22 protein-coding genes are annotated in these 25,667 nt (G+C 72.6%); 12 read left to right on the top strand and 10 right to left on the bottom strand.

Annotated features, from left to right (window positions below):
• Positions 1-104 precede the first annotated feature (104 nt).
• Together ACGWYJ_RS12515 and ACGWYJ_RS12510 are read left to right on the top strand one after the other, a co-directional pair.
• Complete coding sequence (locus tag ACGWYJ_RS12515; protein WP_395106077.1) at positions 105-2,180, top strand: APC family permease; 2,076 nt, start codon at positions 105-107, stop codon at positions 2,178-2,180.
• On the top strand, positions 2,173-3,564 hold the full coding sequence (locus tag ACGWYJ_RS12510; RefSeq protein WP_395106076.1) for a class I SAM-dependent RNA methyltransferase: 1,392 nt from the start codon (positions 2,173-2,175) through the stop codon (positions 3,562-3,564). Before ACGWYJ_RS12515 ends, ACGWYJ_RS12510 begins: the two co-directional genes overlap by 8 nt.
• A 34-nt stretch (positions 3,565-3,598) precedes the next feature.
• Here ACGWYJ_RS12510 and ACGWYJ_RS12505 read toward each other — a convergent pair whose 3' ends face one another.
• From ACGWYJ_RS12505 to ACGWYJ_RS12490, 4 genes are read right to left on the bottom strand one after another with little or no spacing between them, the layout of a single operon-like run.
• Complete coding sequence (locus ACGWYJ_RS12505; protein ID WP_395106075.1) at positions 3,599-4,804, bottom strand: ABC transporter permease; 1,206 nt, start codon at positions 4,802-4,804, stop codon at positions 3,599-3,601.
• The gene (locus ACGWYJ_RS12500) at positions 4,801-5,493 is read right to left on the bottom strand and encodes an ABC transporter ATP-binding protein (RefSeq protein ID WP_395106074.1); all 693 of its coding nucleotides are present in this window, start codon (positions 5,491-5,493) and stop codon (positions 4,801-4,803) included. Before ACGWYJ_RS12500 ends, ACGWYJ_RS12505 begins: the two co-directional genes overlap by 4 nt.
• A complete protein-coding gene (locus ACGWYJ_RS12495) occupies positions 5,490-6,530 on the bottom strand; it encodes a peptidoglycan-binding protein (RefSeq protein ID WP_395106072.1) in 1,041 nt (346 codons plus the stop codon). The genes ACGWYJ_RS12500 and ACGWYJ_RS12495 overlap by 4 nt, the downstream gene beginning before the upstream one ends.
• The gene (locus ACGWYJ_RS12490; protein WP_395106071.1) at positions 6,527-7,063 is read right to left on the bottom strand and encodes a hypothetical protein; all 537 of its coding nucleotides are present in this window, start codon (positions 7,061-7,063) and stop codon (positions 6,527-6,529) included. The genes ACGWYJ_RS12495 and ACGWYJ_RS12490 overlap by 4 nt, the downstream gene beginning before the upstream one ends.
• A gap of 178 nt (positions 7,064-7,241) precedes the next feature.
• On the opposite strand from ACGWYJ_RS12490, the gene ACGWYJ_RS12485 reads away from it, so the two are divergent.
• The 3 genes from ACGWYJ_RS12485 (at position 7,242) to ACGWYJ_RS12475 (ending at position 10,192) form a co-directional block, all read left to right on the top strand.
• Positions 7,242-7,898 (top strand): response regulator transcription factor, encoded by a 657-nt coding sequence (locus ACGWYJ_RS12485; protein ID WP_285695158.1) that lies wholly within the window; start codon positions 7,242-7,244, stop codon positions 7,896-7,898.
• Positions 7,895-9,157: a sensor histidine kinase gene (locus ACGWYJ_RS12480; protein WP_395106070.1), complete on the top strand. Its 1,263-nt coding sequence runs from the start codon at positions 7,895-7,897 to the stop codon at positions 9,155-9,157. Before ACGWYJ_RS12485 ends, ACGWYJ_RS12480 begins: the two co-directional genes overlap by 4 nt.
• A 108-nt stretch (positions 9,158-9,265) precedes the next feature.
• Positions 9,266-10,192 carry an LLM class F420-dependent oxidoreductase gene (locus ACGWYJ_RS12475; RefSeq protein WP_395106069.1) on the top strand — a complete coding sequence of 309 codons (927 nt, stop codon included), beginning with the start codon at positions 9,266-9,268 and terminating at the stop codon, positions 10,190-10,192.
• 92 nt (positions 10,193-10,284) lie between these two features.
• Here the strand turns inward: ACGWYJ_RS12475 and ACGWYJ_RS12470 are convergent, their stop codons facing one another.
• A complete protein-coding gene (locus ACGWYJ_RS12470) occupies positions 10,285-11,133 on the bottom strand; it encodes a TIGR02452 family protein (protein WP_395106068.1) in 849 nt (282 codons plus the stop codon).
• Positions 11,134-11,236: 103 nt separating this feature from the next.
• Here ACGWYJ_RS12470 and ACGWYJ_RS12465 point away from each other — a divergent pair, with 103 nt between their 5' ends.
• Positions 11,237-12,709 carry a 3' terminal RNA ribose 2'-O-methyltransferase Hen1 gene (locus ACGWYJ_RS12465; protein WP_395106067.1) on the top strand — a complete coding sequence of 491 codons (1,473 nt, stop codon included), beginning with the start codon at positions 11,237-11,239 and terminating at the stop codon, positions 12,707-12,709.
• 17 nt (positions 12,710-12,726) lie between these two features.
• Positions 12,727-15,351: a polynucleotide kinase-phosphatase gene (locus ACGWYJ_RS12460; RefSeq protein ID WP_395106168.1), complete on the top strand. Its 2,625-nt coding sequence runs from the start codon at positions 12,727-12,729 to the stop codon at positions 15,349-15,351.
• An 86-nt stretch (positions 15,352-15,437) separates the two neighbouring features.
• Here the strand turns inward: ACGWYJ_RS12460 and ACGWYJ_RS12455 are convergent, their stop codons facing one another.
• The 3 genes from ACGWYJ_RS12455 to ACGWYJ_RS12445 form a co-directional block, all read right to left on the bottom strand.
• Positions 15,438-15,674 (bottom strand): zf-TFIIB domain-containing protein, encoded by a 237-nt coding sequence (locus ACGWYJ_RS12455; protein ID WP_395106066.1) that lies wholly within the window; start codon positions 15,672-15,674, stop codon positions 15,438-15,440.
• Between the two features lie 94 nt (positions 15,675-15,768).
• Positions 15,769-16,671: a phosphotransferase family protein gene (locus ACGWYJ_RS12450; RefSeq protein WP_395106065.1), complete on the bottom strand. Its 903-nt coding sequence runs from the start codon at positions 16,669-16,671 to the stop codon at positions 15,769-15,771.
• Between the two features lie 15 nt (positions 16,672-16,686).
• Entirely contained in the window at positions 16,687-18,384 is a 1,698-nt protein-coding gene (locus ACGWYJ_RS12445) for an AMP-binding protein (protein WP_395106064.1), read from the bottom strand.
• Between the two features lie 127 nt (positions 18,385-18,511).
• Between ACGWYJ_RS12445 and ACGWYJ_RS12440 the strand changes: the two genes are divergently transcribed.
• The 4 genes from ACGWYJ_RS12440 to ACGWYJ_RS12425 all read left to right on the top strand — a co-directional run bounded on the left by ACGWYJ_RS12440 (position 18,512) and on the right by ACGWYJ_RS12425 (position 22,702).
• The gene (locus tag ACGWYJ_RS12440) at positions 18,512-19,048 is read left to right on the top strand and encodes an NUDIX domain-containing protein (RefSeq protein WP_395106063.1); all 537 of its coding nucleotides are present in this window, start codon (positions 18,512-18,514) and stop codon (positions 19,046-19,048) included.
• A gap of 120 nt (positions 19,049-19,168) precedes the next feature.
• A complete protein-coding gene (locus ACGWYJ_RS12435) occupies positions 19,169-19,432 on the top strand; it encodes a sigma factor-like helix-turn-helix DNA-binding protein (RefSeq protein ID WP_285695170.1) in 264 nt (87 codons plus the stop codon).
• 163 nt (positions 19,433-19,595) lie between these two features.
• Complete coding sequence (locus ACGWYJ_RS12430; RefSeq protein WP_395106062.1) at positions 19,596-20,672, top strand: YsnF/AvaK domain-containing protein; 1,077 nt, start codon at positions 19,596-19,598, stop codon at positions 20,670-20,672.
• 218 nt (positions 20,673-20,890) lie between these two features.
• Positions 20,891-22,702, top strand: coding sequence for a glycoside hydrolase family 3 protein (locus tag ACGWYJ_RS12425; protein ID WP_395106061.1), 1,812 nt, complete (start codon positions 20,891-20,893; stop codon positions 22,700-22,702).
• Positions 22,703-22,754: 52 nt separating this feature from the next.
• On the opposite strand, the gene ACGWYJ_RS12420 is transcribed toward ACGWYJ_RS12425, so the two are convergent.
• Complete coding sequence (locus ACGWYJ_RS12420; protein ID WP_395106060.1) at positions 22,755-23,030, bottom strand: hypothetical protein; 276 nt, start codon at positions 23,028-23,030, stop codon at positions 22,755-22,757.
• A gap of 49 nt (positions 23,031-23,079) precedes the next feature.
• Positions 23,080-24,348, bottom strand: coding sequence for a Gfo/Idh/MocA family protein (locus ACGWYJ_RS12415; protein WP_395106059.1), 1,269 nt, complete (start codon positions 24,346-24,348; stop codon positions 23,080-23,082).
• Between the two features lie 165 nt (positions 24,349-24,513).
• Here ACGWYJ_RS12415 and ACGWYJ_RS12410 point away from each other — a divergent pair.
• Positions 24,514-25,667 (top strand): ROK family protein (locus ACGWYJ_RS12410; protein ID WP_395106058.1); only part of this gene is annotated, 1,154 nt, incomplete at its 3' end.

Raw genomic sequence — 25,667 nt, 5'->3', positions numbered from 1 at the left:
CGGGCCGCTCCGCGTGGTGAGGGCGGGATCCGTGGCCGTCCCGTGTTCCGCCCACCGGGCGGCCGCGTGCCGGCCGGCCGCCCCGCGGAGTTAGAGTCTCGTTCGTGCCGAAGGTTTCAGACCTCGTGAAACGCGTTCTGCTGGGCCGTGCCCTGCGGAGCACGCAGCTGCACGAGCAATTGCTGCCCAAGCGGATCGCGTTGCCGATCTTCGCCAGCGACCCGCTGTCGTCGGTCGCCTACGCTCCCCAGGAGCTGCTGATGATGCTCGCGATCGCGGGCGTCTCCTTTTACAGCTTCGGCCCGTGGATCGCGGTGGCCATCGTCCTGCTGATGGCGGTGGTCGTGGCCTCCTACCGGCAGAACGTGCACGCCTACCCCAGCGGTGGAGGCGACTACGAGGTCGCCACCGTCAACCTCGGCCCCAACGCCGGCCTGACCGTGGCCAGCGCCCTTCTGGTGGACTACGTCCTCACCGTGGCGGTGTCGGTGTCGTCGGGCGTGGAGAACATCGGCTCGGCGATCCCCTGGATCGGGCACAACCGGGTCGGCATCGCGCTCGCGATCATCGTCCTGCTCACCGTGATCAACCTGCGCGGGGTGCGGGAGTCCGGGACGTTCTTCGCCATCCCCACCTACGCGTTCGTGGTCGGCGTGCTCTGCATGATCGTCGTCGGCCTGTTCCGGCTGGGCGTGCTGGGGGACGAGCTGACCGCGCCCACCGCCGACCTGGAGATCCGCGCCGAGCAGACCGACCTGGCCGGCTTCGCCGTGCTGTTCCTGTTGCTTCGGGCGTTCTCCTCCGGCTGCGCCGCGCTGACCGGGGTGGAGGCCATCAGCAACGGGGTGCCCGCCTTCCGCAAGCCCAAGAGCCGCAACGCCGCCACGACGCTGCTGATGATGGGCGTCATCGCCGTCACCATGTTCTGCGGCGTGATCGCGCTGGCGCTCCAGTCGCACGTGCGGGTCGCCGAGGTCCCGGCGGAGCAGCTTGTGAGGGACGGGCGGCCGGTCGGGGACGGCTACGTCCAGGAACCGATCCTCACCCAGGTCGCCTCCGCCGTGTTCGGGGACGGCTCGCTCCCCTTCCTCTACATCGCGGGCGTCACCGCCCTGATCCTGTTCCTGGCGGCCAACACCGCCTACAACGGCTTCCCCGTGCTCGGGTCCATCCTGGCCAGGGACGGCTACCTGCCGCGTCAGCTCCACACCCGCGGCGACCGGCTGGCCTTCAGCAACGGCATCATCATCCTGGCCACGGCGGCGGGCCTGCTGGTGTACGCGTTCCAGGCCGAGGTCACCCGGCTGATCCAGCTCTACATCGTCGGCGTGTTCGTCTCGTTCACGCTGAGCCAGATCGGCATGGTGCGGCACTGGAACCGCAGGCTGGCCACCGAGACCGACCCGGCCGCGCGGCGGCACATGCGGCGCTCCCGGGCGATCAACGCCGTCGGCGGCTCCACCACGGGGTTCGTGCTGGTCGTCGTCCTGATCACCAAGTTCACGCACGGCGCCTACATCGTCTGTCTCGCGATGCCGCTGCTGTTCCTGCTCATGAAGTCGATCCGGCGGCACTACGACCGGGTGGCCGAGGAACTGGTGCCCTCCGGCGAGGACGTGGTCCTGCCCGCGCGCAACCACGCGATCGTGCTGGTGTCCAAGCTGCACAAGCCGACCCTGCGGGCCCTGGCCTACGCGCGGGCGACCCGGCCGTCCACCCTGGAGGCCGTCACGGTCGGGGTGGACGCGGCGGAGTCGGCGCGGCTGCGCGAGGAGTGGGAGGCGCTCGACCTGCCCGTCCAGCTCAAGACCCTGGACTCGCCGTACCGGGAGATCACCCGGCCGGTGCTGGAGTACGTCAAGAGCGTGCGCCGCAAGAGCCCGCGCGACGTGGTGACGGTGTTCCTGCCCGAGTACGTGGTCGGCCACTGGTGGGAGAACCTGCTGCACAACCAGAGCGCCCTGCGGCTGAAGACCCGGCTGCTGTTCCTGCCCGGCGTCATGGTCACCAGCGTGCCCTGGCAGCTCGCCTCGTCCGACCGGCTCAAGGGCCGTCCCGAGCCCGAGGGGCCGGGCGCGGTGCGCCGCCCGCTCCGGGAGACGCCGCGCGGCCTGCCCGGCCAGGACGGCGGACGGGAGGGAGCACCCGCGGGCGGCGGTATCGTTTCGGATCGTGACTGAATCGCCCGGCCCGCGGAAAGAGCCCGAGCCCGCCGACCCTCCCGGCCTTCTCGACCTGGAGGTCGGCAAGGTCGCCAACGGCGGCTTCTGCGTGGCCAGGCACGAGGGCCGGGTGGTGTTCGTCCGGCACGCCCTGCCGGGCGAGCGGGTCCGCGCCCGCGTCACCGAGCGCACCAAGAACTTCCTGCGCGCCGACGCGGTGGAGATCCTGTCGGCGTCCCCCGACCGGGTCCAGGCGCCGTGCCCGTTCGCGGGTCCGGGCCGGTGCGGGGGGTGCGACTGGCAGCACGCCTCACTGCCCGCGCAACGCCGCCTGAAGGCCGCCGTCGTCGAGGAACAGCTCGAACGGGTCGCCGGGATCAAGCGCCAGGTCACGGTCGAGGAGGTGCCCTTCCCCGAGGGCACCGGGGACACGGGGGACACGGAGAACGCGGAGGCCCGGCCGGGCCCCGGGCTCGGCTGGCGCACCCGCGTCCAGTTCGCCGCCGTGGACGGCACCATCGGCCTGCGCCGCCACCGCTCGCACGACATCGAGCCGATCGACGAGTGCCTGATCGCCCACCCCGGCGTGGAGGAGATGGGCATCGAGCGCAAGCGCTGGCCCGGCGCGACCTCCGTGGAGGGCATCGTGTCGGCCACCACGGGCGACCGCGTCGTCTCCCTCAAGGGCCGCCGCAACGCCCGCGTGCCGCGCCTGGACGTCCCCGTACGGCTCGTCCGCAAGGGCGCGCCGCAGCAGGGCCCGGTCCCGTACGTGCGCGAGGAGGTCTCCGGGAGGCTGTTCCAGGTCAGCGGCAGCGGGTTCTGGCAGGTGCACCCGGGGGCGGCGCCGCTGCTGGCGGAGGCCGTCCTGGACGCCCTGGCGCCCCGGCTCGGCGAGATCGCCGTCGACCTCTACTGCGGCGCGGGCCTGTTCACCGCCCACCTGGCCGAACGGGTCGGTCCCGAGGGTCTGGTGGTGGGGGTGGAGTCCGACGGGCAGGCCGTCCGGGACGCCAAGCACAACCTGCGCGACCTTCCGCAGGCCGCGGTCGAGCGCGGTCAGGTCGAGGAGGTCCTTCCCACCCTGGAGTTCGGCGTCGCGGCGGGCACGGAGCGCACCCAGGCCAAGCGCGGCGGCGGGCACCATCGCGGCAGCCGTGTCCGCGGCGCCGACCTCGTCGTCCTGGACCCGCCCCGCGCGGGCGCGGGCCGCGAGGTGGTGGAGCGGATCGCCGCGCTCGCCACCCGCAAGATCGCGTACGTCTCCTGCGACCCCGCGACCCTGGCCCGCGACCTGGCCTACTTCGGCGAGCGCGGCTGGACGCTGGAGTCCTTCCGCGCCTTCGACGCCTTCCCCATGACCCAGCACGTCGAGTGCCTGGCCACCCTGGTCAAGGGCTAGCCGGTCAAGGGCTGGCCGGTCAAGGGCTGGCCGGTCAAGGGCTGGCCAGCGCCTCGGTGGGCGGGAGCCGCGCCGCGCGCAGCGCCGGGTAGAGCCCGGCCACGGCGCCGATGAGGAGGGTGGCCAGGATGCCCCCGGCCATGGCCCATGCCGGGACGACGGTCGGCCAGCCCCGGCTGAGGGCGTACACGGCGGTGACCACCGTCCCGAGCGCCACGCCTCCGGTGCCTCCCAGGGCCGCCAGAAGCTGGGACTCGGTGAGGAACTGGACGCGGATGTGCCCGCGGGTGGCGCCCACGGAACGGCGCAGCCCGATCTCCGCGCGGCGTTCCAGGACGGAGATGACCATGGTGTTGGCCACGCCGAGCCCGCCCACGAGCAGCGCCACCGCGCCGAGGCCCAGCAGGAGCCCGGTGAAGGCCCTGTCCGTGGCCGCCTCCGCGGCGAGCGCCTCGGAGGGCTGGCTGACGTCGGTCTCGTTGGGCGCCTCGGGGTTGGCGGTGGCGGCCAGCAGATCCCGGACGGCCTCCACCGAGTCCTTCCTGGCCCGGGTGTAGATGGTGGTGGGGTTGCCGTCGTACCCGAGGCGGGCCGCCGCCACGTCCCGGCCGACCAGGGCCGCGGAGTCCAGCTCGGGGGCCAGGAGGTTGGGCGCGAGGATCCCGACGACGGTGAACCACTGGCCGCCGAGCCACACCTGCCGGCCGGGTCCCGCGATGCCGAGCCGGTCGGCCGAGGCCGAGCCCAGGACGACGGCCGGGTAGCGGACCGTCCCGGCGTTCAGCCAGCTTCCCGAGGCCATGGTGAGGCCGACGGTGCGGGGCAGCCCGAGGTCGGCGGCCAGGACGCTGATGCCGCCGGTCTCTCCCGCCGGCATGTGGTCGTTGCGGTACACCCGCGCGCTCTTGACCCGTCCGGTGGACGCGGCCGACTCGACCTGCGGAATCCGGGCGATCATGCCGGGCGCGGACGGTGGCAGCGCGGCGTCCGCGCCGAAGAAGTCCTTGCCCGGCGCGACCGTCAGCAGGTTGGTGCCGAGCCGGTCGAGGGTGGCCTGGAGCTGCGCACGGCTGGAGGACGAGATGCCCACCACCGCGATCATCGCGGCGATCCCGATGGCGATGCCCAGCGCGGACAGGACCACCCGCAGGGGACGGGCGCGCAGCCCGGCCGCCCCGACCCGCAGCACGTCGCCGGGCAGGAGGCGGGAGGGGGCGTCGGTGTGCGCCGAATCGCTCATCGCGTCACCTCCAAGCTCGCCGCGCCGTCGTGGACGATCTGCCCGTCGTGCATGCGGACCTGGCGCGGCAGGGTGGCGGCGATGTCGCGGTCGTGCGTGATCAGGACGACGGTGGTGCCGCCGGAGGCCAGCTCCCTGAGCAGGTCCAGCACGCCCGCGCCGGACGCCGAGTCGAGGTTGCCGGTCGGCTCGTCGGCCAGCAGCAGCTCCGGCCTCCCCGCGACCGCGCGGGCGATCGCGACCCGCTGCCGTTCACCGCCGGACAGCTCGTGCGGCCGGTGGGTGACGCGGTGGCCTAGGCCGACCCGTTCGAGCGCCTCACGCGCCATCTCGCGGCGTCGGCCGGCGAGAAGGCCCGTGTACAGCAGCCCGTCGGCGACGTTGCCGAGCGCGGTGACCCCGGGCGCGAGATGGAACGCCTGGAACACGAAGCCGATGCGGCGGGCGCGCAGCCCGGACAGTCGCCGGTCGCTCAGCCGCGCCACGTCCCGTCCCCCGATCAGGACGGTGCCGTCACTAGGACGGTCCAGCGTCCCCATCATGTGCAGCAGGGTGGACTTGCCCGAGCCGGAGGGGCCGACGACCGCGACCAGCTCGCCCGCCTCGATCGTGAGGCTCACCGAGTGCAGCGCGGTGACGCCGCCGGGGTAGGTCTTGGTGACCTGCCGCAGCTCCACCACCGGGGTCATGAGGGCACCCCCACCTTCATGCCCTCCGCCAGGCCGGGGCCGGAGATCTCGACCTTGCCCTGGGTGAACACGCCGGTCTCGACGGGGAGGGTCCGCGTCCGGCCGTTCTCCACGACCTGGACCGCGTAGCCGCCGGAGGGCTGGGCGAGCAGCGCCCCGATCGGCACGGCCAGCACGCCCTCGTGCCGTTCCGCGATCAGCTTCACCAGGACGGGCGCGCGGTCGTACGGGACGGACGTCCGCCCGCGCACCGCGATGGTGACGTCGATGGTGGCGGGGTCGTCCCCCTGGCCCGCCGTGGCGACCGTGCCCACGTTCGTGATGGTGCCCTCAAGGGTGCCGCCCTCGGGCAGCTCGATCGTGACCTTGGCGCCCTTCTTGGCGAGCCGCTGGTACTGGACGTCCAGGTCGACCATGACCCGGCGCTCCGTTCCCGTGTAGGTGAAGACGGGCCCGCCGGCCCGCTCGCCGACGCTCGTCTTGCGCTCGGCCACCCGGATCTCACCGGGCGCGATCAGCACCGAGCCGGGGGCGAGCGTGCCGGTCTCCGGCAGGCCCAGGTCGCCCTGCCAGTCCTTCAGGGCGGTGGCGGTGGCGGTACCGAACTCCTCGTCCACGGTGAAACCGGAGTATCCGAGGGCGCGCAGGTTGAGTTCGAGCTGCTTGACGTCGGGTCCTTCCATCCCGGGCGACAGCGTCCGGTACACCGGCAGCCGCCCGTACAGCACCGGCACGGGCCGGTTGTCCACCTTGTACGCGGCCCGCCCCCGCCGCAGCGTGGTGCCCGCGGCGGGCAGCCAGGTCACGGTGCCGCCGCCCGAGGTGGTCGCGGTACGGGTGGAGCCGTAGCCGAGGGTCCCGTCGACCTGCTGCGTCTCGACCAGCGTCGTGCGTTCGACCGGGGCCGTGGCGGGCGGCAGGCCGCCGCGCCCGGTGGTCGGGGCCTCGCCGCCCCCGAGGCCCACGGTGGCCAGCCCGGCCCCGGCGGCGACCACCACCCCCGCGGCGCTGAGGGCGACGGCGCGGGCGCGGCTCATCCGCCCCTCCTGATACGCGCGGGCTTGTCCATGCCCTTGGGGCGGCACTTCTTCTCGGCCGCCTTGAAGACCGGGTCGTCCGGATTGATCTTGGGCCCGCCGCCCCCTTGCTGGTTGATCACGATGCCGCCGTTGGGATTGGGATCGGGGAAGGACGGGACGCCGTTCTCGCGCATGCACTTGGCCATCGCCCGCAGCTCGGCGAGTTGCTCGGCTTTGGGCTTGGCGGGCTTGCCGCCGTTGGGCATCAGGTGGCGGCACTTCTTCTCCGCGGCCTGCGCCTTCTGCCTGTTGATGGCATCGGCGGACTGCCTGCGTTCGACCGTGATGCGCCCGCCCTCCGCGGACGGGTCGGGCATGTCGATGCCGTTGGCCCGCATGCACTTGGCGTACTGGCGCATCTTCTCCTGGTCGTTGGCCGCCGCCCGCCGGCTCGCGCCCGTTGTCGCCGCCCCGTTCTTGTTGCCGCAGGCGGGCGTGGCCGTCGCCAGCAGCATGAGCAGAACCAGCGTTATCGGTCCTCGTCGTCGCATGGTGGATCTCCTCGTCGCGTCCCGGCGGCGAGCCCGCCGGGCGCCCCGCAGTCCACCGGCTGAGGGATAACCGTGGCGTAACCGGTTCGGGTTATGCCCGCGTTACGCCCGTTGCGGCACGCTGATCCGCGGACGCGCGCCGCCGGCCGTGGGCGGGCACGAGGGGACGGGAAGGAACGTGCGGATACTGATCGCCGAGGACGAGCGGATGCTGGCCGACCTGATCGCCGAGGGCCTGCGGGCGGAGGCGCTCGCGGTGGACGTGGTCAACGACGGTGACGCCGCGCTGGAACGCCTCGGCGTCAACGACTACGACGTGCTGATCCTGGACCGCGACCTGCCGGTGGTGCACGGCGACGACGTGTGCCGGGCCGTGGTGGAGTCGGGCGCGCACGTGCGGGTGCTGATGCTGACCGCCGCCGGCACCGTCCCGGCGCGGGTGGACGGGCTGCGGCTCGGCGCCGACGACTACCTGACCAAGCCGTTCGCGTTCGAGGAGCTGGTGGCCAGGATCCACGCGCTGGGCCGGCGCGCCCGTCCCGCCGACCCGCCGCTGCTGGAACGCGCCGGGGTGCGGCTCGACCCGGCCCGCCACGAGGTCTACCGCGACGGCCGGTACCTGCATCTCGCGCGCAAGGAGTTCGGGGTGCTGGCCGAGCTGCTGCGCGCGGGCGGCGCGGTCGTGTCGGCCGAGCGGCTGCTGGAGAAGGTGTGGGACGAGCACACCGACCCGTTCACCAACACCGTCCGGGTCACGGTGATGAAGCTGCGCCGCAAGCTCGGCGACCCGCCCATCATCGAGACCGTTCCTGGAGTGGGGTACCGCATTCCATGACCTCCGCGTCCCTGTCCGCCGCCGTCCAGGGTTTCCGGCCCACCATCCGGGTGCGGCTCACGCTGCTGTACGGCGGCCTGTTCATCGCCGCGGGCATCGTCCTGCTGTCGCTCACCTACCTTCTGGTCCAGAACAGCCTGCAGAGGATCGAGGAGCCCGTCGGCTTCCAGCGCGGCGGGACCGCCGCCGCCCCGATCGTCGCGAGACAGGCGCGGCCGGGCGTGCCGCCGGACGGGAAGATCACCCGCTCCGAGGTGCGGGGCATACTGGTGGCCGACCGCAGGGACCACCAGCGGGAGACGATGCGGACGCTGCTCACCCAGGGCGGTATCGCGCTGGGCGTGGTCAGCGCCGCGGCGGTGGGGTTCGGGTGGCTGCTGGCCGACCGCGCGCTGCGCCCCGTCAACCGGATCACCGAGATCGCGCGACGGGTGGCGCAGGGCAACAACCTCACCGAGCGGATCGCCTACACCGGGCCGCGGGACGACGTGAAGGAGCTCGCCGACACCTTCGACACGATGCTGGAGCGGCTGGACCGCGCGTTCGACGGGCAGCGCCGGTTCGTCGCCAACGCCTCGCACGAGCTGCGCACCCCGCTGGCGATCAACCGGACGCTGGTGGACGTGGCGTTGCGGCGTCCCGACGCGAGCGAGGACGTGCGGCGGCTCGGCGAGGCGCTGCTGGTGGTGAACGGGCGGCACGAGCGGCTCATCGACGGGCTGCTGACCCTGGCGAGCGGGGAGAACGCGGTGACCGCCACGGCACCGCTGGACCTGGCCGACGTGATGGACCACGTGCTCGGCCAGGCCGCCGCCGAGGCGGACGCGCGGGACGTGACCGTCCACGCCGGCACCGCGCCGGCGCCCGCGGACGGCGATCCCGTGCTGGTGGAACGGCTCGCCCAGAACCTGGTGGAGAACGCGGTGCGGCACAACCACGACGGCGGCGAGGTGTGGGTCTCCACGGGCCGCCGCGACGGGGAGGCGGAGCTGGTGGTGGCCAACACCGGGCCGGTCGTCCCGCCCTACGAGATCGAGACGATCTTCGAGCCGTTCCGGCGGCTGCGGCAGGACAGGGTGCGCTCGGACCGTGGCGCGGGGCTCGGCCTGTCGATCGTCCGCGCCGTCGCGACCGCGCATCGCGGGACGGTGACCGCGCGCCCGCGTCCGGGTGGCGGCCTGATCGTCACCGTCCGCCTTCCGGCGCGCGCGCCCTCGGCGACCCCGGCCTCAGCCTCCGTGAACGATGCGCGGCTTTGATGCCCGTGCTCGTCGCCGCGCTGCCCGGCCGGCCCCTCTGACCCTTCTTCAGTGGAGATTTCCGCCCCCGTGACGCGCGCGGGTCCCCGTACGTACGAGGATGGGATCATGCGACTCCGGATCTTCACCGAGCCCCAGCAGGGGGCCTCGTACGAGACCTTGCTCGCGGTCGCCAAGGCGGCCGAGGACCTGAACTTCGACGCCTTCTTCCGCTCCGACCACTACCTCAAGATGGGTGACGTGTCCGGCGAGCCCGGTCCCACGGACGCCTGGATCACGCTGGCGGGGCTGGCCCGGGAGACCAGCCGGATCCGGCTGGGCACGCTGATGAGCGCCGCCACCTTCCGGCTGCCCGGCCCGCTGGCCATCGCCGTGGCGCAGGTCGACCAGATGAGCGGCGGGAGGATCGACTTCGGCATCGGCACCGGCTGGTACGACGCCGAGCACACCGCCTACGGCATCCCGTTCCCCGGCCTGCGGGAACGGTTCGACCGCTTCGAGGAGCAACTGGAGATCATCACCGGGCTGTGGCGGACGCCTCCGGGCCAGACCTACGACTTCGAGGGCCGCTACTACCGGCTCGCGGAATCGCCTGCGTTGCCCAAGCCCGTCCGTCCCGAGGGGCCGCCGGTGCTGCTCGGCGGTCTCGGCGCCAAGCGCACCCCGCGGCTGGCCGCGGCCCACGCCGACGAGTTCAATGTGCCGTTCGCCCATCCGCGCGAGACGGGGGCGGCCTTCGACCGGGTGCGGGCCGCCTGCCATGAGGCGGGACGCACCAAGCCGATGGTCTACTCGGCGGCGCAGGTGGTGTGCTGCGGCCGGGACGAGGCCGAGGTGAAGCGGCGGGCCGACGCCATCGGCCGCGAGGTGTCCGAGCTGCGCGAGAACGGCCTGGCGGGCACCCCGGACGAACTGGTGGAGAAGATCGGCACCTTCGCCGGGCTGGGCGCCGAATGCCTCTACCTCCAGGTTCTCGACCTGCACGACCTCGACCACCTGGAGCTGCTGGCCTCCGAGGTCATGGCGAAGGTCTGAGCGCGCCACGGACGATCACGCTCCGGCGGTGCCGTCCGCGTGACCGCCGGTGCCGGGTGGGCCGCCACGCGCTCTCCCGGCACCGGCGTCCGTCAGGCGGTGACGAGGCCGGCGAAGACCTCCTGGAACGCGGCGCGCCTGGGCGAGCCCTGCGCGGTGTCCCAGACCGCGAACACCACGTGCTCGAACCGTCCCGCGAACTCGGCGCCGGGACGGAGCGCCTCGGCGAACACGCCCGCGACCTCATGCGGGTCGTTGCGGAACACGCCGCAGCCCCACGCGCCCAGCACCAGCCGCCGGTGGCCGTGCGCGAGCGCCGCCGCCAGCACCTTGCGCGCCCGCAGCGCCAGCGCGGCCGGGATCCGCTCGGCCTTGTCCTTGTCGCGGATGGCGCCGCAATTGGGCGCGGCCGAGGTGAGGAACGCGACCGGGTACGGCTCCTCCAGCAGCCGCCCGGAGTCGTCGCGGAACACCGGCACGTTCGGTGAATAGATCATGTGGTCGCTGTAAAGCAGGTCGCGCTGCTCGCGGTGGAAGGCGTAGAACTCCGGCGCCGCCCGCAGCGACGCGTACAGCCCGGACGAGCGCGCCAGGCCCTCCTCCTGGGCGTGCGCGCCGTTCAGGAATCCGCCGCCGGGGTTCTTCGCGGACGCGAAATTCAGCGCCAGCGGCACTTGTCCGGGGTCGCCGAGCCGCCGCGCCGCCGCCAGGGTCGTCTCGTCGGTGACCTCGATCCGCGTCGCGAACTCCGGGCCCCGGGCCCGCCGCGCCGCCGCGAGGAGCCCGTTCAGTTCCGCCGGCGTGTACAGCACGGTGTCGCCGATGGACAAGGCCAGTGCGTCGGCGATGCGTACCGTGCGGCCCGAGGGCGCCCGGTAGTCGCCGCGTTCGAGGATGTCCACCGTCTCCCGGGCGACCATCCTGCGTGGATGTCTGCTCATGTCACGACGGATTCTCCGGACCGGCGGCGCGCGGCGGCAAACGCTTTTCCGTGGAAATGGTTCGAGCGGGCCGAGGTGGGTCCGACACACTGAGGACGTGCTTATGACGATCACCACGACCCTGCCTCCGGCGTCGGATCTGGGGTTCCTGCTGCACAAGCATCCCGACCGCGTCCAGGCGTTCGGCCAGTCGTTCGGCACCGCCCACGTCTTCTACCCGGAGGCGAGCCGGGAGCGGTGCACGGCCGCGCTGCTGCTGGACGTCGACCCGGTCAAACTGGTGCGCACACGCGGCAAGGGCACTCCCGACTTCTCCCTCGGCCAGTACGTCAACGACCGGCCCTACGCGGCGTCCTCGTTGCTGGCCTCGGCGATGGCCAACACGTTCCGCACGGCCATGCGGGGGCGCTGCGAGCCGCGGCCCGAGCTGGCCGCGCGCCCGCTGCCGCTGGAGATCGTCCTGCCCGCGCTGCCCTGCCGGGGCGGTCCCCGGCAGGCCGAACGCTTCTTCGCGCCGCTCGGCTGGACGGTGGAGGCCGAACGCGTGCCGCTCGACCCGTCCTTCCCCGAGTGGGGCGACTCGCGGTACGTCACGCTGCGGCTGTCCGGCGAGACGCGGCTGGCCGACGCGCTCAACCAGCTGTACGTGCTGCTGCCCGTCCTGGACGAGGCCAAGCACTACTGGATCGCGCCCGACGAGGTGGACAAGCTGATCAGGGCGGGCGAAGGCTGGCTGGCGAAGCATCCCGACCGGGGGGTCATCACCCGCCGCTACCTGGCGAACCGGCGCGGCCTCGTACGCGCCGCGCTGGGCCGGCTCGCCGACGCCGACGACGCGCCCGAGGACGCGCTCGACCGCGACCCGCTGGACGAGGAGCCGCCTCCCGCCGACCCGAGCGCGTTCGGCCCGGTCCCGGAGACGCCCGAGGCCGAGGAGGACGCGCGGGCGGCGCCGCCTCCCGTGCCGCTGGCCGAACGCCGCATCCAGGCGGTGCTGGAGACCCTGCGCTCCGAGCGGGCCCGGCGGGTCATCGACCTGGGCTGCGGCACCGGCAAGCTGGTGGCCAGGCTCAAGCAGGACGACGGGTTCGAGAAGATCACCGGCGTGGACGTCTCGTACCGGGCCGTCCAGATCGCGCACCGCCGCCGCCTGCCCGACCCGTACGGTCCCGACCGCGTGCCGCGCGTGGAGATCCACCAGGGCGCGCTCACCTACACCGACGAGCGGTTCCGCGGGTACGACGCGGCCGTGCTGATGGAGGTGATCGAGCACATCGACCCGCCCAGGCTCGGCGCCGTGGAGCGCGTCGTGTTCGGCGACGCCAAGCCGCGGGTCGTGATCGTCACCACCCCGAACGCCGAATACAACGTGCGTTACGAGGGGCTCGACCAGGGCGCGATGCGGCATCCCGACCACCGCTTCGAGTGGACGCGCGCCGAGTTCGCCGACTGGGCCCGCCGTGTCGGCGCGGCGTTCGGCTACGGCGTGCGCATCGTGGGGGTCGGCGACGACGATCCCGAGGTCGGCGCCCCCACGCAGATGGGCGTCTTCACCAAGGAGGCCGGAGGAGCATGATCGAGCGGAACGAAGGCATGCCCACGGCCGGGGAGCATGAGGGGTCGGCCCCGCCCGCGAGGCCGGGACCGACGATCAAGATCCCCGAGATGGGGCTGGTCGTGCTGGTCGGCGTGTCCGGCTCGGGCAAGTCGCATTTCGCCCGGAAGCACTTCAAGCCCACCCAGGTGGTGTCCTCGGACCACTGCCGGGCCATGGTGTCGGACGACGAGAACGACCAGACGGCCACCGGCGACGCGTTCGACCTGCTGCACTACATCGTCCGCAAGCGGCTGCGGCGCGGGCTGCTGACCGTCGTGGACGCCACCAACGTCCAGCCCAAGTCGCGCGAGCCGCTGCTGCGCATCGCCAAGGACCACGACGTGCTGTCGGTCGCGATCGTCCTGGACGTGCCCGAACGGGTCGCCGCCGAGCGGAACGCGGCCCGCGCCGACCGGGCCGGACTGCCGCCGCACGTGGTCCCCCGGCAGCGCCGCGAGCTGCGCCGCGGCCTGCGGGCGCTGCAGAGCCGCGAGTTCAAGCGGTCCTACGTGCTCACCGGCACCGAGGAGATCGACGCCGCGACCATCGTCTACGAGAAGGCGTGGAACGACAGGCGCGACCTCACCGGCCCGTTCGACATCGTCGGGGACGTGCACGGCTGCCGCGCCGAGCTGGAGGACCTGCTCGGCGACCTCGGCTACGAGATCGAGCGGGACGCGCTCGGCCGTCCCGTCGGGGCGCACCACCCCGGGGGCCGCACCGCGGTGTTCGTCGGCGACCTGGTCGACCGCGGCCCCGACACGCCGGGCGTGCTGCGCCTGGTCATGGGGATGGTCGAGGCCGGGCAGGCGCTGTGCGTGTCCGGCAACCACGAGGCCAAGCTGGTACGGGCGCTGCGCGGCCGCAAGGTGAAGGTCGCGCACGGACTGGCCGAGTCGCTGGAGCAGCTCGCGGCCGAGCCCGAGGACTTCCGCGCCGGGGCGCTGCGCTTCATGGACGGCCTCATCAGCCACTACGTGCTCGACCAGGGCCGGCTGGTGGTGGCGCACGCCGGCCTCAAGGAGGACTACCACGGCCGCGCCTCGGGACGGGTCCGCTCGTTCGCGCTGTACGGCGACACCACCGGCGAGACCGACGAGTACGGGCTGCCCGTCCGCTACCCGTGGGCGCTGGACTACCGGGGCAAGGCGATGGTGGTGTACGGGCACACGCCCGTCCCCGCCCCCGAGTGGATCAACAACACGATCTGCCTGGACACCGGCGTGGTGTTCGGCGGGCGGCTCACCGCGCTGCGCTACCCCGAGCGCGAGCTGGTCTCGCGTCCCGCCCGGAAGGTCTGGTATGAGCCGGCGCGCCCGTTCGCGGCCGAGCCCGAGGCGCCGGCGGCGGGCGGGCACCGGGAGAGCGACGTCCTGAAGGTCGAGGACGTGCTGGGCGCCGGAGGGGTCGAGACCCGGCTGCTGGGACGGATCGCCGTCCGCGAGGAGAACGCCGTCGCGGCGCTGGAGGTGATGAGCCGGTTCGCCGTCGATCCCCGCTGGCTGGTGTACCTGCCGCCGACCATGGCGCCGGGCCAGACCTCGTCCCTCGACGGCTACCTGGAGCATCCCGCCGAGGTGCTGGGGGAGTACCGGGACGCCGGGCTGGAACGGGTGGTGTGCGAGGAGAAGCACATGGGCTCGCGTGCCGTGGTCGTGGTGTGCCGCGACGAGGGCGTCGCCGCCGAACGCTTCGGCGTGACCGACGGCACCACCGGTGCCGTCTACACCCGTACGGGACGGGCGTTCTTCCGCGACCCGGCCCGTATCGCCGAGGTGCTCGGCCGGGTGCGGTCGGCGATCGGCGCCGCCGGGCTCTGGGACGAGCTGGACACCGGCTGGCTCGCGCTGGACTGCGAGCTGCTGCCGTGGTCGGCCAAGGCGATGGACCTGATCCGCACGCAGTACGCGGCGACCGGCGCGGCGGCCCGCGCCGCGCTGCCGATGGCCGCGTCCGCGCTCGCGCGGGCCGCCTCGCGCGGACTGGACGTCGGCGACCTGGCCGAGCGCATCGACCGGCGCGCCGCCAACGCGGACCTCTTCCGGGACGCCTACGCGCGCTACTGCTGGACGGTCGACGGCCTGGACGGCATCAGGCTCGCCCCGTTCCAGATCCTGGCCGGAGAGGGGAACGCCTGGGCGATGCTGCGCGGCCATGACTGGCACATGGAGACGGCCGCGAAACTCACCGCGGCGGACGAGTCCGGGCTGCTGCGAGACACCACCTGGTTCCAGGTGGATCTGGGGTCGCCGGAGTCGGTCGCCCGCGTCACCCGATGGTGGGAGCGGAGCACCGACGAGGGGGCCGAAGGCATGGTCGTCAAGCCACTGGACGCCGCCCTTGAGGGCGGCCTTAAGGGCAGAAAGGTACAGCCGGGGATCAAGTGCCGCGGTCGCGAGTACCTGCGGATCATCTACGGCCCCGACTACACCGAACCCGTCCACCTGGAGCGGCTGCGGAACCGTTCACTGGGCCGCAAGAGGTCGCTCGCGATGCGCGAGCACGCGCTGGGCGAGGAGGCGCTGACCCGGCTCGCCGCCGGAGAACCGCTGTGGCGCGTCCACCAGGCGGTCTTCGCCGTGCTCGCGCTGGAGTCCGAGCCGGTCGACCCGCGCCTGTAGGGACTCCGGCCTGGAGGAACTTCGCGCTAGGCGGCGCCCGCGGGATCGCTTCGTTCCCGCGGGCGTCCCTTCGCGTGGACGGCAGGTCAGGTCGTGAAGAGCATGTGGAACACACCGCCGCCGTACGGGCGGTGGTGGGAGCCGTGGTGGTGATGGTGCACCTGGGCGGGTGCGCCCCACGCGGGGGCGGCGGGCGGCGGTGGCGCCGGCCGGTACTGCGCCTCCATGCGGCTCAGCGCCTCGAGCTCACCGTAGTCGAGGAAGATCCCCCGGCAGTTGTCGCATTGCTCGATGTGGACGCCGTTGCGGGTGTAGGTCCGCATGACGCCACGACACTTGGGACAGTGCATCGCCTTGTCGTCCTTCCGGTATGGATCCCCAGGTAGAGGCTAAATGTAGGGCAGCCCGTACGCCACGTCATTCCGGGGACCCCACGCTGGAGATTCGTGTGCAGGTGTCGACGAGCGCCCGCTCCGCCCCGTCCAGCGGCCGATCGTCCTTCCGTGCGGATTTGACGCACGTCGCCGCGATTTGGATCACCAGTGCCCGCGCGGGCACGTCCAGCGCCGCCCACAGGCCGTCGTCCGCGGGCACGGCCGGGCCGCCGGACGCCCGGTAGGCGTCCAGGAACCGCGTCCAGTCCTCGTGGGCGAGCACGCCGGCCGAGTACAGCGCCGCGGGCCTGGCCAGGTCCCATACCGGGTCCCCGGCCCCCAGGTCCTCGACGTCGATCAGCCGCCACGCGCCTTCGACGCGGACCATCTGGCCCAGGTGCCAATCGCCGTGCAACAGCGTCCTGCGCGCGCCGCCGTCCGGCGGGCCGGACCCGTCCCGGATCCACGCGGGCAGCGTCGCGAACGCGCGGCGGATCTCGCCGGCGGCGGGGCCGTCCTCCAGCTCGCGCACCAGCCGTGCCACCCGTGTCGGACGTCCCCACTCCGGGGCGCCCTCCGGCACCTCGGCGGTGTGCAGCCGGGCGAGGAGCCGGGCGCCCTCCTCCCACGGCAGCCCCTCCGGCGAGCCGGGGCGCGGGTCGACCGGCTCGCCGTACGGCCACACGGTGACCACCCGCCCGCCGATCCGCCGTGGCGGCCCCAGCGGGGGGAGCAGCAGGCCGGGCAGCGCCCCGGCCAGCCGCATCCGGCGGTCCAGCAGCGGCCCGCCGTCGCGGTCGGCCTGGTGCAGCTTGACGACGACCGTCCCGACCCGCACGACCAGCACGCCGTGCCGGTCGTACAGGACCACCGGATCGTCCGGGCCGTCCCCGCCGGGAAGCGCCTCCCGCCCGATCCGGGCAAGGCACTCGACATCGGGATGCACCCGACCAGTGAACCATCACCCGATCGGGCCGGCACCGCCCACCGCGGGCTGCGGCTCGCGCAGCCGCCGCCGGATCACCTTTCCCAGAGGGTTGCGCGGCAGGTCCAGGCACGGACGGAACTCGGCGGGGACCTTGTAGTGCGCCAGGTACTTCTCGCAGTGCCGCCGCAGCTCCTCCGCCGAGAACGGGTACGCCGGATGCTCCACCACGTGGGCGATCACCCGTTCGCCGCGGCGCTCGTCCGGCGCGCCCGTCACCGCGCAGTCGTGGACGGCGGGATGGCGGCGCAGCACGTCCTCCACCTCGGTGGGGAACACGCTGAACCCGCTCACCTTGATCATGTCGCGGCGGCGCTCCAGGACGCTGATGAAGCCGTCCGGTTCCATCACCGCGATGTCGCCGGTGCGCAGCCAGCCCTTCGACAGCACCCGCGCGGTGGCCAGCGGGGACCGCCAGTAGCCCGCGAACACCTGCGGCCCCCGGACCACCAGCTCGCCCGGCTCGCCGTACGGCAGCACGCGGGTCGGCTCGTCCGGGTCCACGATCACCGCGTCGGTGCTGGGCAGCGGCACCCCGACCGTCCAGCTGCGCGCCTCGGGCCCGATCGGGTTGGCGGTCAGCGCCGGGGACGCCTCGGTCTGCCCGTAGCACTGGACCAGCTTGTGGCCGCCGAGCGCGCGGATCCGCTCGATCGTCCGCGGGCTCACCGCGAACGCCCCGCAGACGAACGCCCGGATCCGGGTCACCGCGGCCCGGCGCAGCCGCGGGTTGTCCAGCACCTGGTCGTACAGCGTCGGCACACCGGGGAACAGCGTGATCTTGTACCGGTGGATCGCCTTGATCAGCTGGTCGGGGTCGAAGCGGGGCAGCAGCACGATCGCCCCCGCCCGCATCAGCGGCGCGATCAGCCCGGCGGTCTGCCCGAACGAGTGGAACAGCGGCAGGACCGCCAGCGTGACCTCCCGGCCCTCGCGCCCCTCGGTGTCCCACGCGTGGTGCTGGCAGGCGTTGGCGACCAGGTTGCGGTGGGTCAGCATCGCGCCCTTGGGACGTCCCTCCGTCCCGCCGGTGTAACTGATCGTGGCCAGGTGCCGGGAGGGGTCCACCCGGAACGGCCGCACCCGCCGGTTCGGCGGCCGCAGCATCTCCGAGTACGGCACGATCCCGGGGTCGTCCGGGACGTCGGCGGTCAGCCGGGCCCTGCGCCGCTGCGTCTGGAGCAGCGGCAACCGTAGCAGCAGCCGCTTCGTCCACGGCAGATCGTCGATGAGCGACGCCACGATGACATGGTCGAGCGGCGCCATCGCCCGAGCCGCCCGCAGCGTCGCATAGGAACGATCCAGCACGACGGCGACGCGCGCGTCGCAGTCGGCGAGCTGGTGGCCCAGCTCCTCGGCGGTGTAGAGCGGGTTGTGCGGCACCGCGATCGCGCCGCGCCGCAGGATCCCGAAGAACGCCACCACGTACTGCGGGCAGTTCGGCAGGATCAGCGCGACCCGGTCGCCCGGCTGCACGCCGAGCCGGTGCAGTCCCGCGGCGAACCGGTCGGCGGCCTCGCGCAGCTCGCGGTACCGCACCGTGCGCCCGAAGAAGTGCAGGGCGGGGCGGCGCGGAAAGCGTTCGGCGGCGTCGTCCAGCAGCCGCGTGACGGGGATGTCCGGGACGTTCACCTCGTGCGGCACCCCCGGCCCGTACCACCGCAGCCATGGCAACGATCTTTGTGACGCGGGCCACATACCGAAGGATTCAACCATCATTCCGTCGTCCCTGTCCCGCTCCGTCCGCTGTTCGCCATGTCCCGCGTGATCAGATGGACCGAACGGCGAAAGGAAGGCGGAGATGATCCGAAGGCTCTCCACTCGGGTGGTGTACGAGAACCGCTGGATGCGCGTCCGCGAGGACCGGATCGAGCGCGGCGACGGCTCCCAAGGCATCTACGGCGTGGTCGAGAAGAGCGACTTCGCCCTGGTGATCCCCGCCGAGAACGACGGCTTCCACCTCGTGGAGGAGTACCGCTACCCGGTCGGCCGCCGCACCTGGAACTTCCCGCAGGGCACCTACCCCGACGGCCGCCTCGGCGACCCGGAGGACCTGGCCAGGCGCGAACTGGCCGAGGAGACCGGCTTCCGCGCCGGCACCCTGACCCCGCTCGGCTTCCTGCACGCCAGCCACGGCACCAGCACCCAGGGCTTCCACGTCTTCCTCGCCACCGACCTGCGACCGGGCGAGGCCGCCCGCGAAGTCGAGGAACAGGACATGTGCCAGCGCTTCGTCACCCGCGCCGAGTTCAAACGCCTCATCCGCGAAGGCCACATCACCGACGACTCGACCCTGGCCGCCTACACCCTCCTCACCCTCCACGAAGAGACCCCGTAGCCCCACCCCGCGATCACCCTCCCGAACCGCGTGATCACCCACGGCACACGCCGATTAGCAGTTCCTTAACGCCGCCATAAGCGGGTGTCGCCGGGGGCCCGGGGGTGCGAGGTTCGGGGCGTGGCACTGCGAACGGGCAAGAACATCGATGCGTACCTGTCCCGGCCGTCGGGAGAACAGGTGCGGCCGGTGAGTGTCGCCCGGGCCTTCCGGGCTCTGCCGTCGGCGCACCGGGAGATCCTCAACGAGACCGTCTTCCGCGAGCGGTCGGTCAACGAGGCCGCCGTGTCGCTGGGCATCCCCGTGGACGTGGTCAAGGCGCGGGTCTATCACGCGCTGCGTGCTCTGCGGGTCGCGTTGGACACCCCCGAGCCGGGCCGGTGACCCCAGCGTAGGTCTCCTCCACTCCAGGCGTTGCGGAGCGAGGGACTCCCGGGGCGGGTGGTTCTCGCCGGGCGCCGTGTTTACCGTGATCGTCAGCGGAAACACAGAACGTAGTCAGACAACTCCGGAATCGGAGTACGGCTACGGGGGGAAGCCCCGCTCGATGGTGGCGGGAACAGGGGTGTTTCGCGTGCAGACACAGGCGAGTGTCAAGGATCTGATGGACAGCGAGGTGACCGACGGTTCCGGGCACAAGATCGGGACGGTCAGGCAGGTCTATCTCAACGACGTGTCGGGGCAGCCGGAGTGGGTCAAGGTCCACACCGGGCGGTTCGGGACGAAGGAGAGCTTCGTGCCGCTGGCCGACGCCCGGCACACGGGCGAGGTCCTGACGATCCCGTACGACAAGGACAAGGTGAAGCACGCCCCTCATGTGGACGCCGACCAGCACCTCTCGCGGGAGCAGGTCGCCGATCTCTACCGCTACTACGGCCTGCGCGCGCCGCAGCAGAACGAGCCGGTGCCCGACCAGGTGGGCACCGCGCGTGAAGGTGGTACGCAGGCGTCCCGGAACCAGGCGTCCGACAGGGGACCGGCGGCCAGCACCGAGCCCGCCGACCAGGAGGCCCCCGCCAAGCGGGGGCGGTCCTCCGGCAAGCGGCAGCGGCCTTCGGCCAAGCCGGGACCGTCCGCCAAGAAGGAGGCGGTGGACGCGGCGCACGGCCGGGTGGCCGGGGAGCGCGGCGGTACGGGCAAGGTCGGCGAGGACGGCATGGTCGAGCTGACCCTGTCGGAGGAGCGCCTGCACGTCGGCACCGAAGTGCACGAGTACGAGCGGGTCACGCTGCGCAAGCGGATCGAGGTCGAGGAGGTCGAGCGGACCGTCCCGGTGTACCGGGAGGAGCTGCGCATCGAGCGTGAGCCGATCCCGGACGGCGAGGCCGCCGACGGCGAGGGCCGGTACCGGATCGCCGAGGACGAACGCGAGATCATCCTGCGCGCGGAGCGCCCGGTGGTCACCAAGGAGACGTTCCCGGTGGAGCGGATCCGGGCGCGGGCCGAGCGCGTCGCCGGAGAGGAGACCGTACGGGATCAGATCCGCAAGGAGCGCATCGACGTCGCCCACAACGGTGAACTGGAGAAGTCCGCGGCGTCCGGGGAGGCGCCCTCCGCGCCCCCGGAGGAGGCGCCCGCCGCGCCCCCGGAGGAGGCGCCCGCCGGGGGGAACGAGCGCAGGTAGAGAGCGTTCGACAGTCGCCGTCCGTACCAGCGCACGTGGTCGGGCGGACCACGCGGGAAGGCCCTGGCCGTTATCGGCCAGGGCCTTCGGCGTGGCCGTGGAGCGACCTACGTTGCTATTTGTTGGGGCGGAAGACAAATCCGCCCGTCCCCGCCAACCCCCGTTGTCCCACCCCCTGAGCGGAGGCGACGATGCACCGCAGCCCACCCCGGGCCCTCATGCTCGGCTTGATCACCATCCTGACGCTGTCGCTCACCGGCGGCGCCGCGGTGGCCGACACCGGAACCGCCTGGCAGGACACCAGGCGCCCGGTCAAGGACAGGGTGGAGCGCCTGCTCGCCAGGATGAGCCTGGACGAGAAGATCGGCCAGATGACGCAGGCCGAGCGAGGCAGCGTCACTGCCGACGACATCACCCGCTACCGGCTCGGGTCGGTCCTGTCCGGCGGCGGGTCCGTGCCGACGCCCAACACCCCCGAGGCGTGGGCGGACATGTACGACGGCTTCCAGCGCGCCGCGCTGGCCACCCCGCTGCGCATCCCGATCATCTACGGGGTGGACGCCGTGCACGGCCACAACAACGTGGTCGGCGCGACGATCTTCCCGCACAACATCGGCCTCGGCGCCACCCGCGATCCCGAGCTGGCGCGCAGGATCGGCGCCGCCACCGCCGAGGAGGTCGCCGGCACCGGACTGGACTGGGACTTCGCGCCCTGCCTGTGCGTCGCCCGCAACGACCGCTGGGGACGCACCTACGAGTCCTACGGCGAGGTGCCCGAGCTGCCCTCGCAGATGTCCTCGATCATCGACGGCATCCAGGGCCACCGGCTGGGCGGCAGCCCCACGTCCATCCTCGCCACCGCCAAGCACTACGTCGGCGACGGCGGGACGGCCGGCGGCGTCGACCAGGGCGACACCCGGCTGTCCGAGGCCGAGCTGCGGCGCGTCCACCTGCTGCCGTTCCGCGCGGCGATCAAGCGCGGCGTGGGTTCGGTGATGATCAGCTTCAGCTCCTGGAACGGCGTCAAGCTGCACGGCCACAAGTACCTGATCACCGATGTGCTCAAGCGTGAGCTGCGCTTCTCCGGCTTCGTCATCTCCGACTGGAACGGCATCGACCAGATCGACGGGCAGCCCGGCTTCACCCCCGAGGAGGTCCGCACCGCCGTCAACGCCGGCATCGACATGTTCATGGTGCCGCAGGAGTGGCGCGCGTTCATCGACACGCTCAAGGCCGAGGTGCGGGCCGGGCGGGTGCCGATGTCGCGGATCGACGACGCCAACCGGCGGATCCTCACCAAGAAGATCGAGCTGGGCCTGTTCGAGCGGCCCTTCACCGACCGCCGCTACACCCGCACGGTGGGCAGCCCGCAGCACCGCGCGCTGGCGCGGCAGGCGGTGGCCAAGAGCCAGGTGCTGCTGAAGAACAAGGGCGGGGTGCTGCCGCTCGACCGGCGCGACAACAAGATCTTCGTGGCCGGTAAGAACGCCGACGACATCGGCAACCAGAGCGGCGGCTGGACCATCACCTGGCAGGGCTCGTCCGGCCCGATCACCCCGGGCACCACGATCCTGGAGGGGATCAGGCAGACCGCCGGCCGGTCCAGCACCGTCACCTACAGCAAGGACGGCACGGGGATCGACGGCTCGTACAAGGCGGCCATCGCGGTCGTCGGCGAGACCCCGTACGCCGAGTTCGAGGGCGACCGGCCGGGAGCGATGGGCCTGGACGCCGAGGACCTGGCGACGATCGAGCGGCTGCGCGCCTCGGGCGTGCCGGTGATCGTCGTGCTGGTCTCGGGACGGCCGCTGGACATCGCGGCCGAGCTGCCCAAGTGGGACGCGCTGCTCGCGGCGTGGCTGCCGGGCACCGAGGGACGCGGCGTGGCCGACGTGCTGTTCGGCGTCACCAAGCCCACCGGCAAGCTCCCGTCCACCTGGATGAAGAGCGCCTCCCAGCAGCCCATCAACCGCGGTGACGGCCAGAAGCCGCTGTTCCCCTTCGGGTACGGCCTCACCTACCGCAAGTAGAACCAGGACCCGGCGGGTACGGCCGACGCGCCGCACCCGCCGGGCACCCCGGTCAGCCGGTCAGGCCGGAGAGCGCGCCCTGGAGGTCGGAGGCGGCCTGGTCCACGCTCTTCCTCCCGGTGATCGCGGCGGTGACGTGATCCTGGATCGCGGCCGTCACCTCGTTGTACCTGACCACCACCGGGCGTGGGCGGGCGGCCCCCATCCCGGCCTTCAGCGTCGGCAGGTACGGATACTTTTTGATCATCTCTGCGTCGTCGTACAGCGCGCTGCGCGACAGCGGGAACGACTGCTCCTTGCCGTACTCGCGCTGCACGTCCAGGCTCACGATGTACTGGATGAAGTCGCGCGCGGTCGCCTGGTGCTTCTGCGGAGGCTCATGGGGTCGCGATACCTCTCGCGGGGGGTTGCGGGGGGAGGCCCTCGGGGAGGGCGATGTCGACGACCGATCCCGCGTGGCGCGCCCGTTCGGCCGCCCAGACGACACGGTGCGAGTCGAGGCTCTCGCGCCCGTCGGAAAGAAGCGGTGCGGGGTCGCCGGAGGCGAGGGCCTCGACGAAGGCGTCGGCCAGGGCCTCGTCGGCGGCGTCGTGCCGGCCGTCGGGTCCCTGCCTGGTGGACTCCAGCGTCTCCACCTCGCCGGTGGCGAAGTCGCGCAGCGTGATGCGCACGCCGTCGCCCTCCAGGCAGCCGGCCGTCCCGAAGATGCGGGTCTGCCGCTGCGCGTACGGGGAGAAAGCGACCATGGTGAAGGTGGCGGTGGCGCCGGCGGGGAACTCCATGCTCACCACCTGGTGGTCCACCACGTCGTTGTCACAGGCGTACACGCAGCGCCCGTACGGGCCGTCGCGCAGCGCCGCGATGACGCCCCGCTCGGTGAAGTCGTGGGTGATCGCGCTGACCGGCCAGACCTCCTGCCCGGGTGCGCCGAGGCGGGACAGGTAGAGCCGTTTGGCCGAGTACGGACAGCCGTCCTCGATCGCGCAGTCCAGGCAGCGGTCGGCGGCCCCCTCCGGACGGTTCTCCGGCCGGAAGTGCGAGAGCCGCCCGAACGAGCCCACCCGGGACGGACGCTCGCCCAGCACATGGATGATCCAGTCGATGTCGTGCACCGACTTGGTCATCAGCATCGGGCCGGAGGCGTCCTCCCGCCGCCAGTTGCCGCGGACGTACGAGTGCGCGTGATGCCACCACCCGACCGGCTCCAGATGCTGGACGTTGATCGGGGTGCCGATGCGCCCTTCGCTCAACAGTGACCGGATTCTCCGGGTATAGGGCGTATAACGGAGCACGTGACAGACCGCGAGCATCGTCCCGGCGCGCTCGGCCGCCGTCACCACCCGTTCCGCGTCCGCCTCGGTGGTGGCCATGGGCTTCTCCAGCAGGATGTGGTAACCCCGCCCGGCCAGCCGCACCGCGGGCTCGGCGTGCTCGGCGTCCTGGGTCGCGATGATCGCCCCGTCCGCGAGCCGCCCCGCGTCCCTCAGGTCGGTCCAGCTCGCGAACGCGCGGTCCGGAGGGATCGCGTGCTCGGCGGCGAACCGCTCGCGCCGCCACCGGTCGGGCTCGGCCACCGCCACCACCCGGCCGCGCGTCGCGTCCCGGATCCGGCGGGCGTAGCCCGTCCCGCGCAGTCCTGCGCCCACGACCGCGACCGTGGGCCCACTGGGTTCCGCTGACAACGGTCACCTGCCCTCTGATGCACTCTGAGCTGGGCCAACTTTACGAAAGTAACTTTCGTAAGTAGGTTGGCATAAATCTCCATGGTCCGCCCGCCCCTGTCAAGACCCCCGAACCGAGCAAGAGGTGCCGTGCCCGAGATCTCGCTGCATGGGAGCGACCCCTCGGTCCTCCGCAGGCTCAACTCCGCCGCGGCACTGCGCGCGCTCCGCGGCGGCGGCGAACCCACCCTCAGCGAACTGGCCCGCGCCATCGGGCTCTCCCGCCCCACCACCGAAGGCGTCCTGTCCGAACTGGCCGACCGCGGCCTCGTCACCGAAGTCGCGCCCCGCTCCGGCACCGGACTCGGCCGCCCCGCCCGCCGCTACCGCTTCCGCTCCGACGCCGGCCACGCACTCGGCCTCGACATCGACGCGCACCGGGTCCAGCTCTTCCTCACCGACCTCAACGGCCAGGTCATCGGCTCCCACCGCGCCGACCTCGACCTCACCTGGCGGCCACCCGAACGGCTCGCCGCCGTACGCGCCGCCGCCACGGCATGCCTCGACGCCGCCGGCATCCACCCCACCGACCTGTGGGCCGTCGCCGCCGGCACCCCCGGCGTCGTCGACGCCGACGGGCGTGTCGCGCACTGCACGGTCGTCCCCGGATGGCAGGGCCTCGACCTCGGAGGCGAACTCGGCCGTACCTTCCCCTGCCCCGTCCTCGTCGAGAACGACGCCAACCTCGCCGCCATGGGCGAACGCTGGCGCGGCATCGCCACCGGCACCGACGACCTGATCTACGTGCTGGCCGGACTCCACACCGGAATCGGCGCCGTCATCGGCGGACGCCTCCACCGCGGCCGCTCCGGCGCCGCCGGCGAAGTCGGCATGCTCCCCGAACTCGGCCTCCGCGACACGATGGCCGCCCTCACCGGCACCCCCATCAGCCACCCCGGCTGCGAAGCCGAAGCCGAAGCGGTCCTCGCCGCCGCCCGCGACGACGACCCCGAAGCCCTCACCCTCGTGCGACGCCTCGCCGCCCGGATGGCCCGCGGCATCGCCGCCATGGCACTCGCCATCGACCCCGAAATGATCGTCATCGGCGGCGCCCTCACCCGCACCGGCGACCGGCTGGTCGACGAACTACGCCGCCACGTCCGCCCCCTCTGCCTCGCCCCCGTCCGCATCGAAACATCCGCCTTGGGCGACGAAGCCGTAGGCATAGGCGCCGTCCGCCTAGCTCTGGACCACATAGACGAAGACCTGTATGCGGTGGGGGGGCGACCCCCCACACCCCCCGA

It is taken from the genome of Actinomadura sp. SCN-SB, from assembly GCF_043906805.1.
Lineage (GTDB): Bacteria > Actinomycetota > Actinomycetes > Streptosporangiales > Streptosporangiaceae > Spirillospora.
Note: the sequence above shows the minus strand (reverse complement) of the source record. Positions and strands in the feature narration are given on the sequence as shown.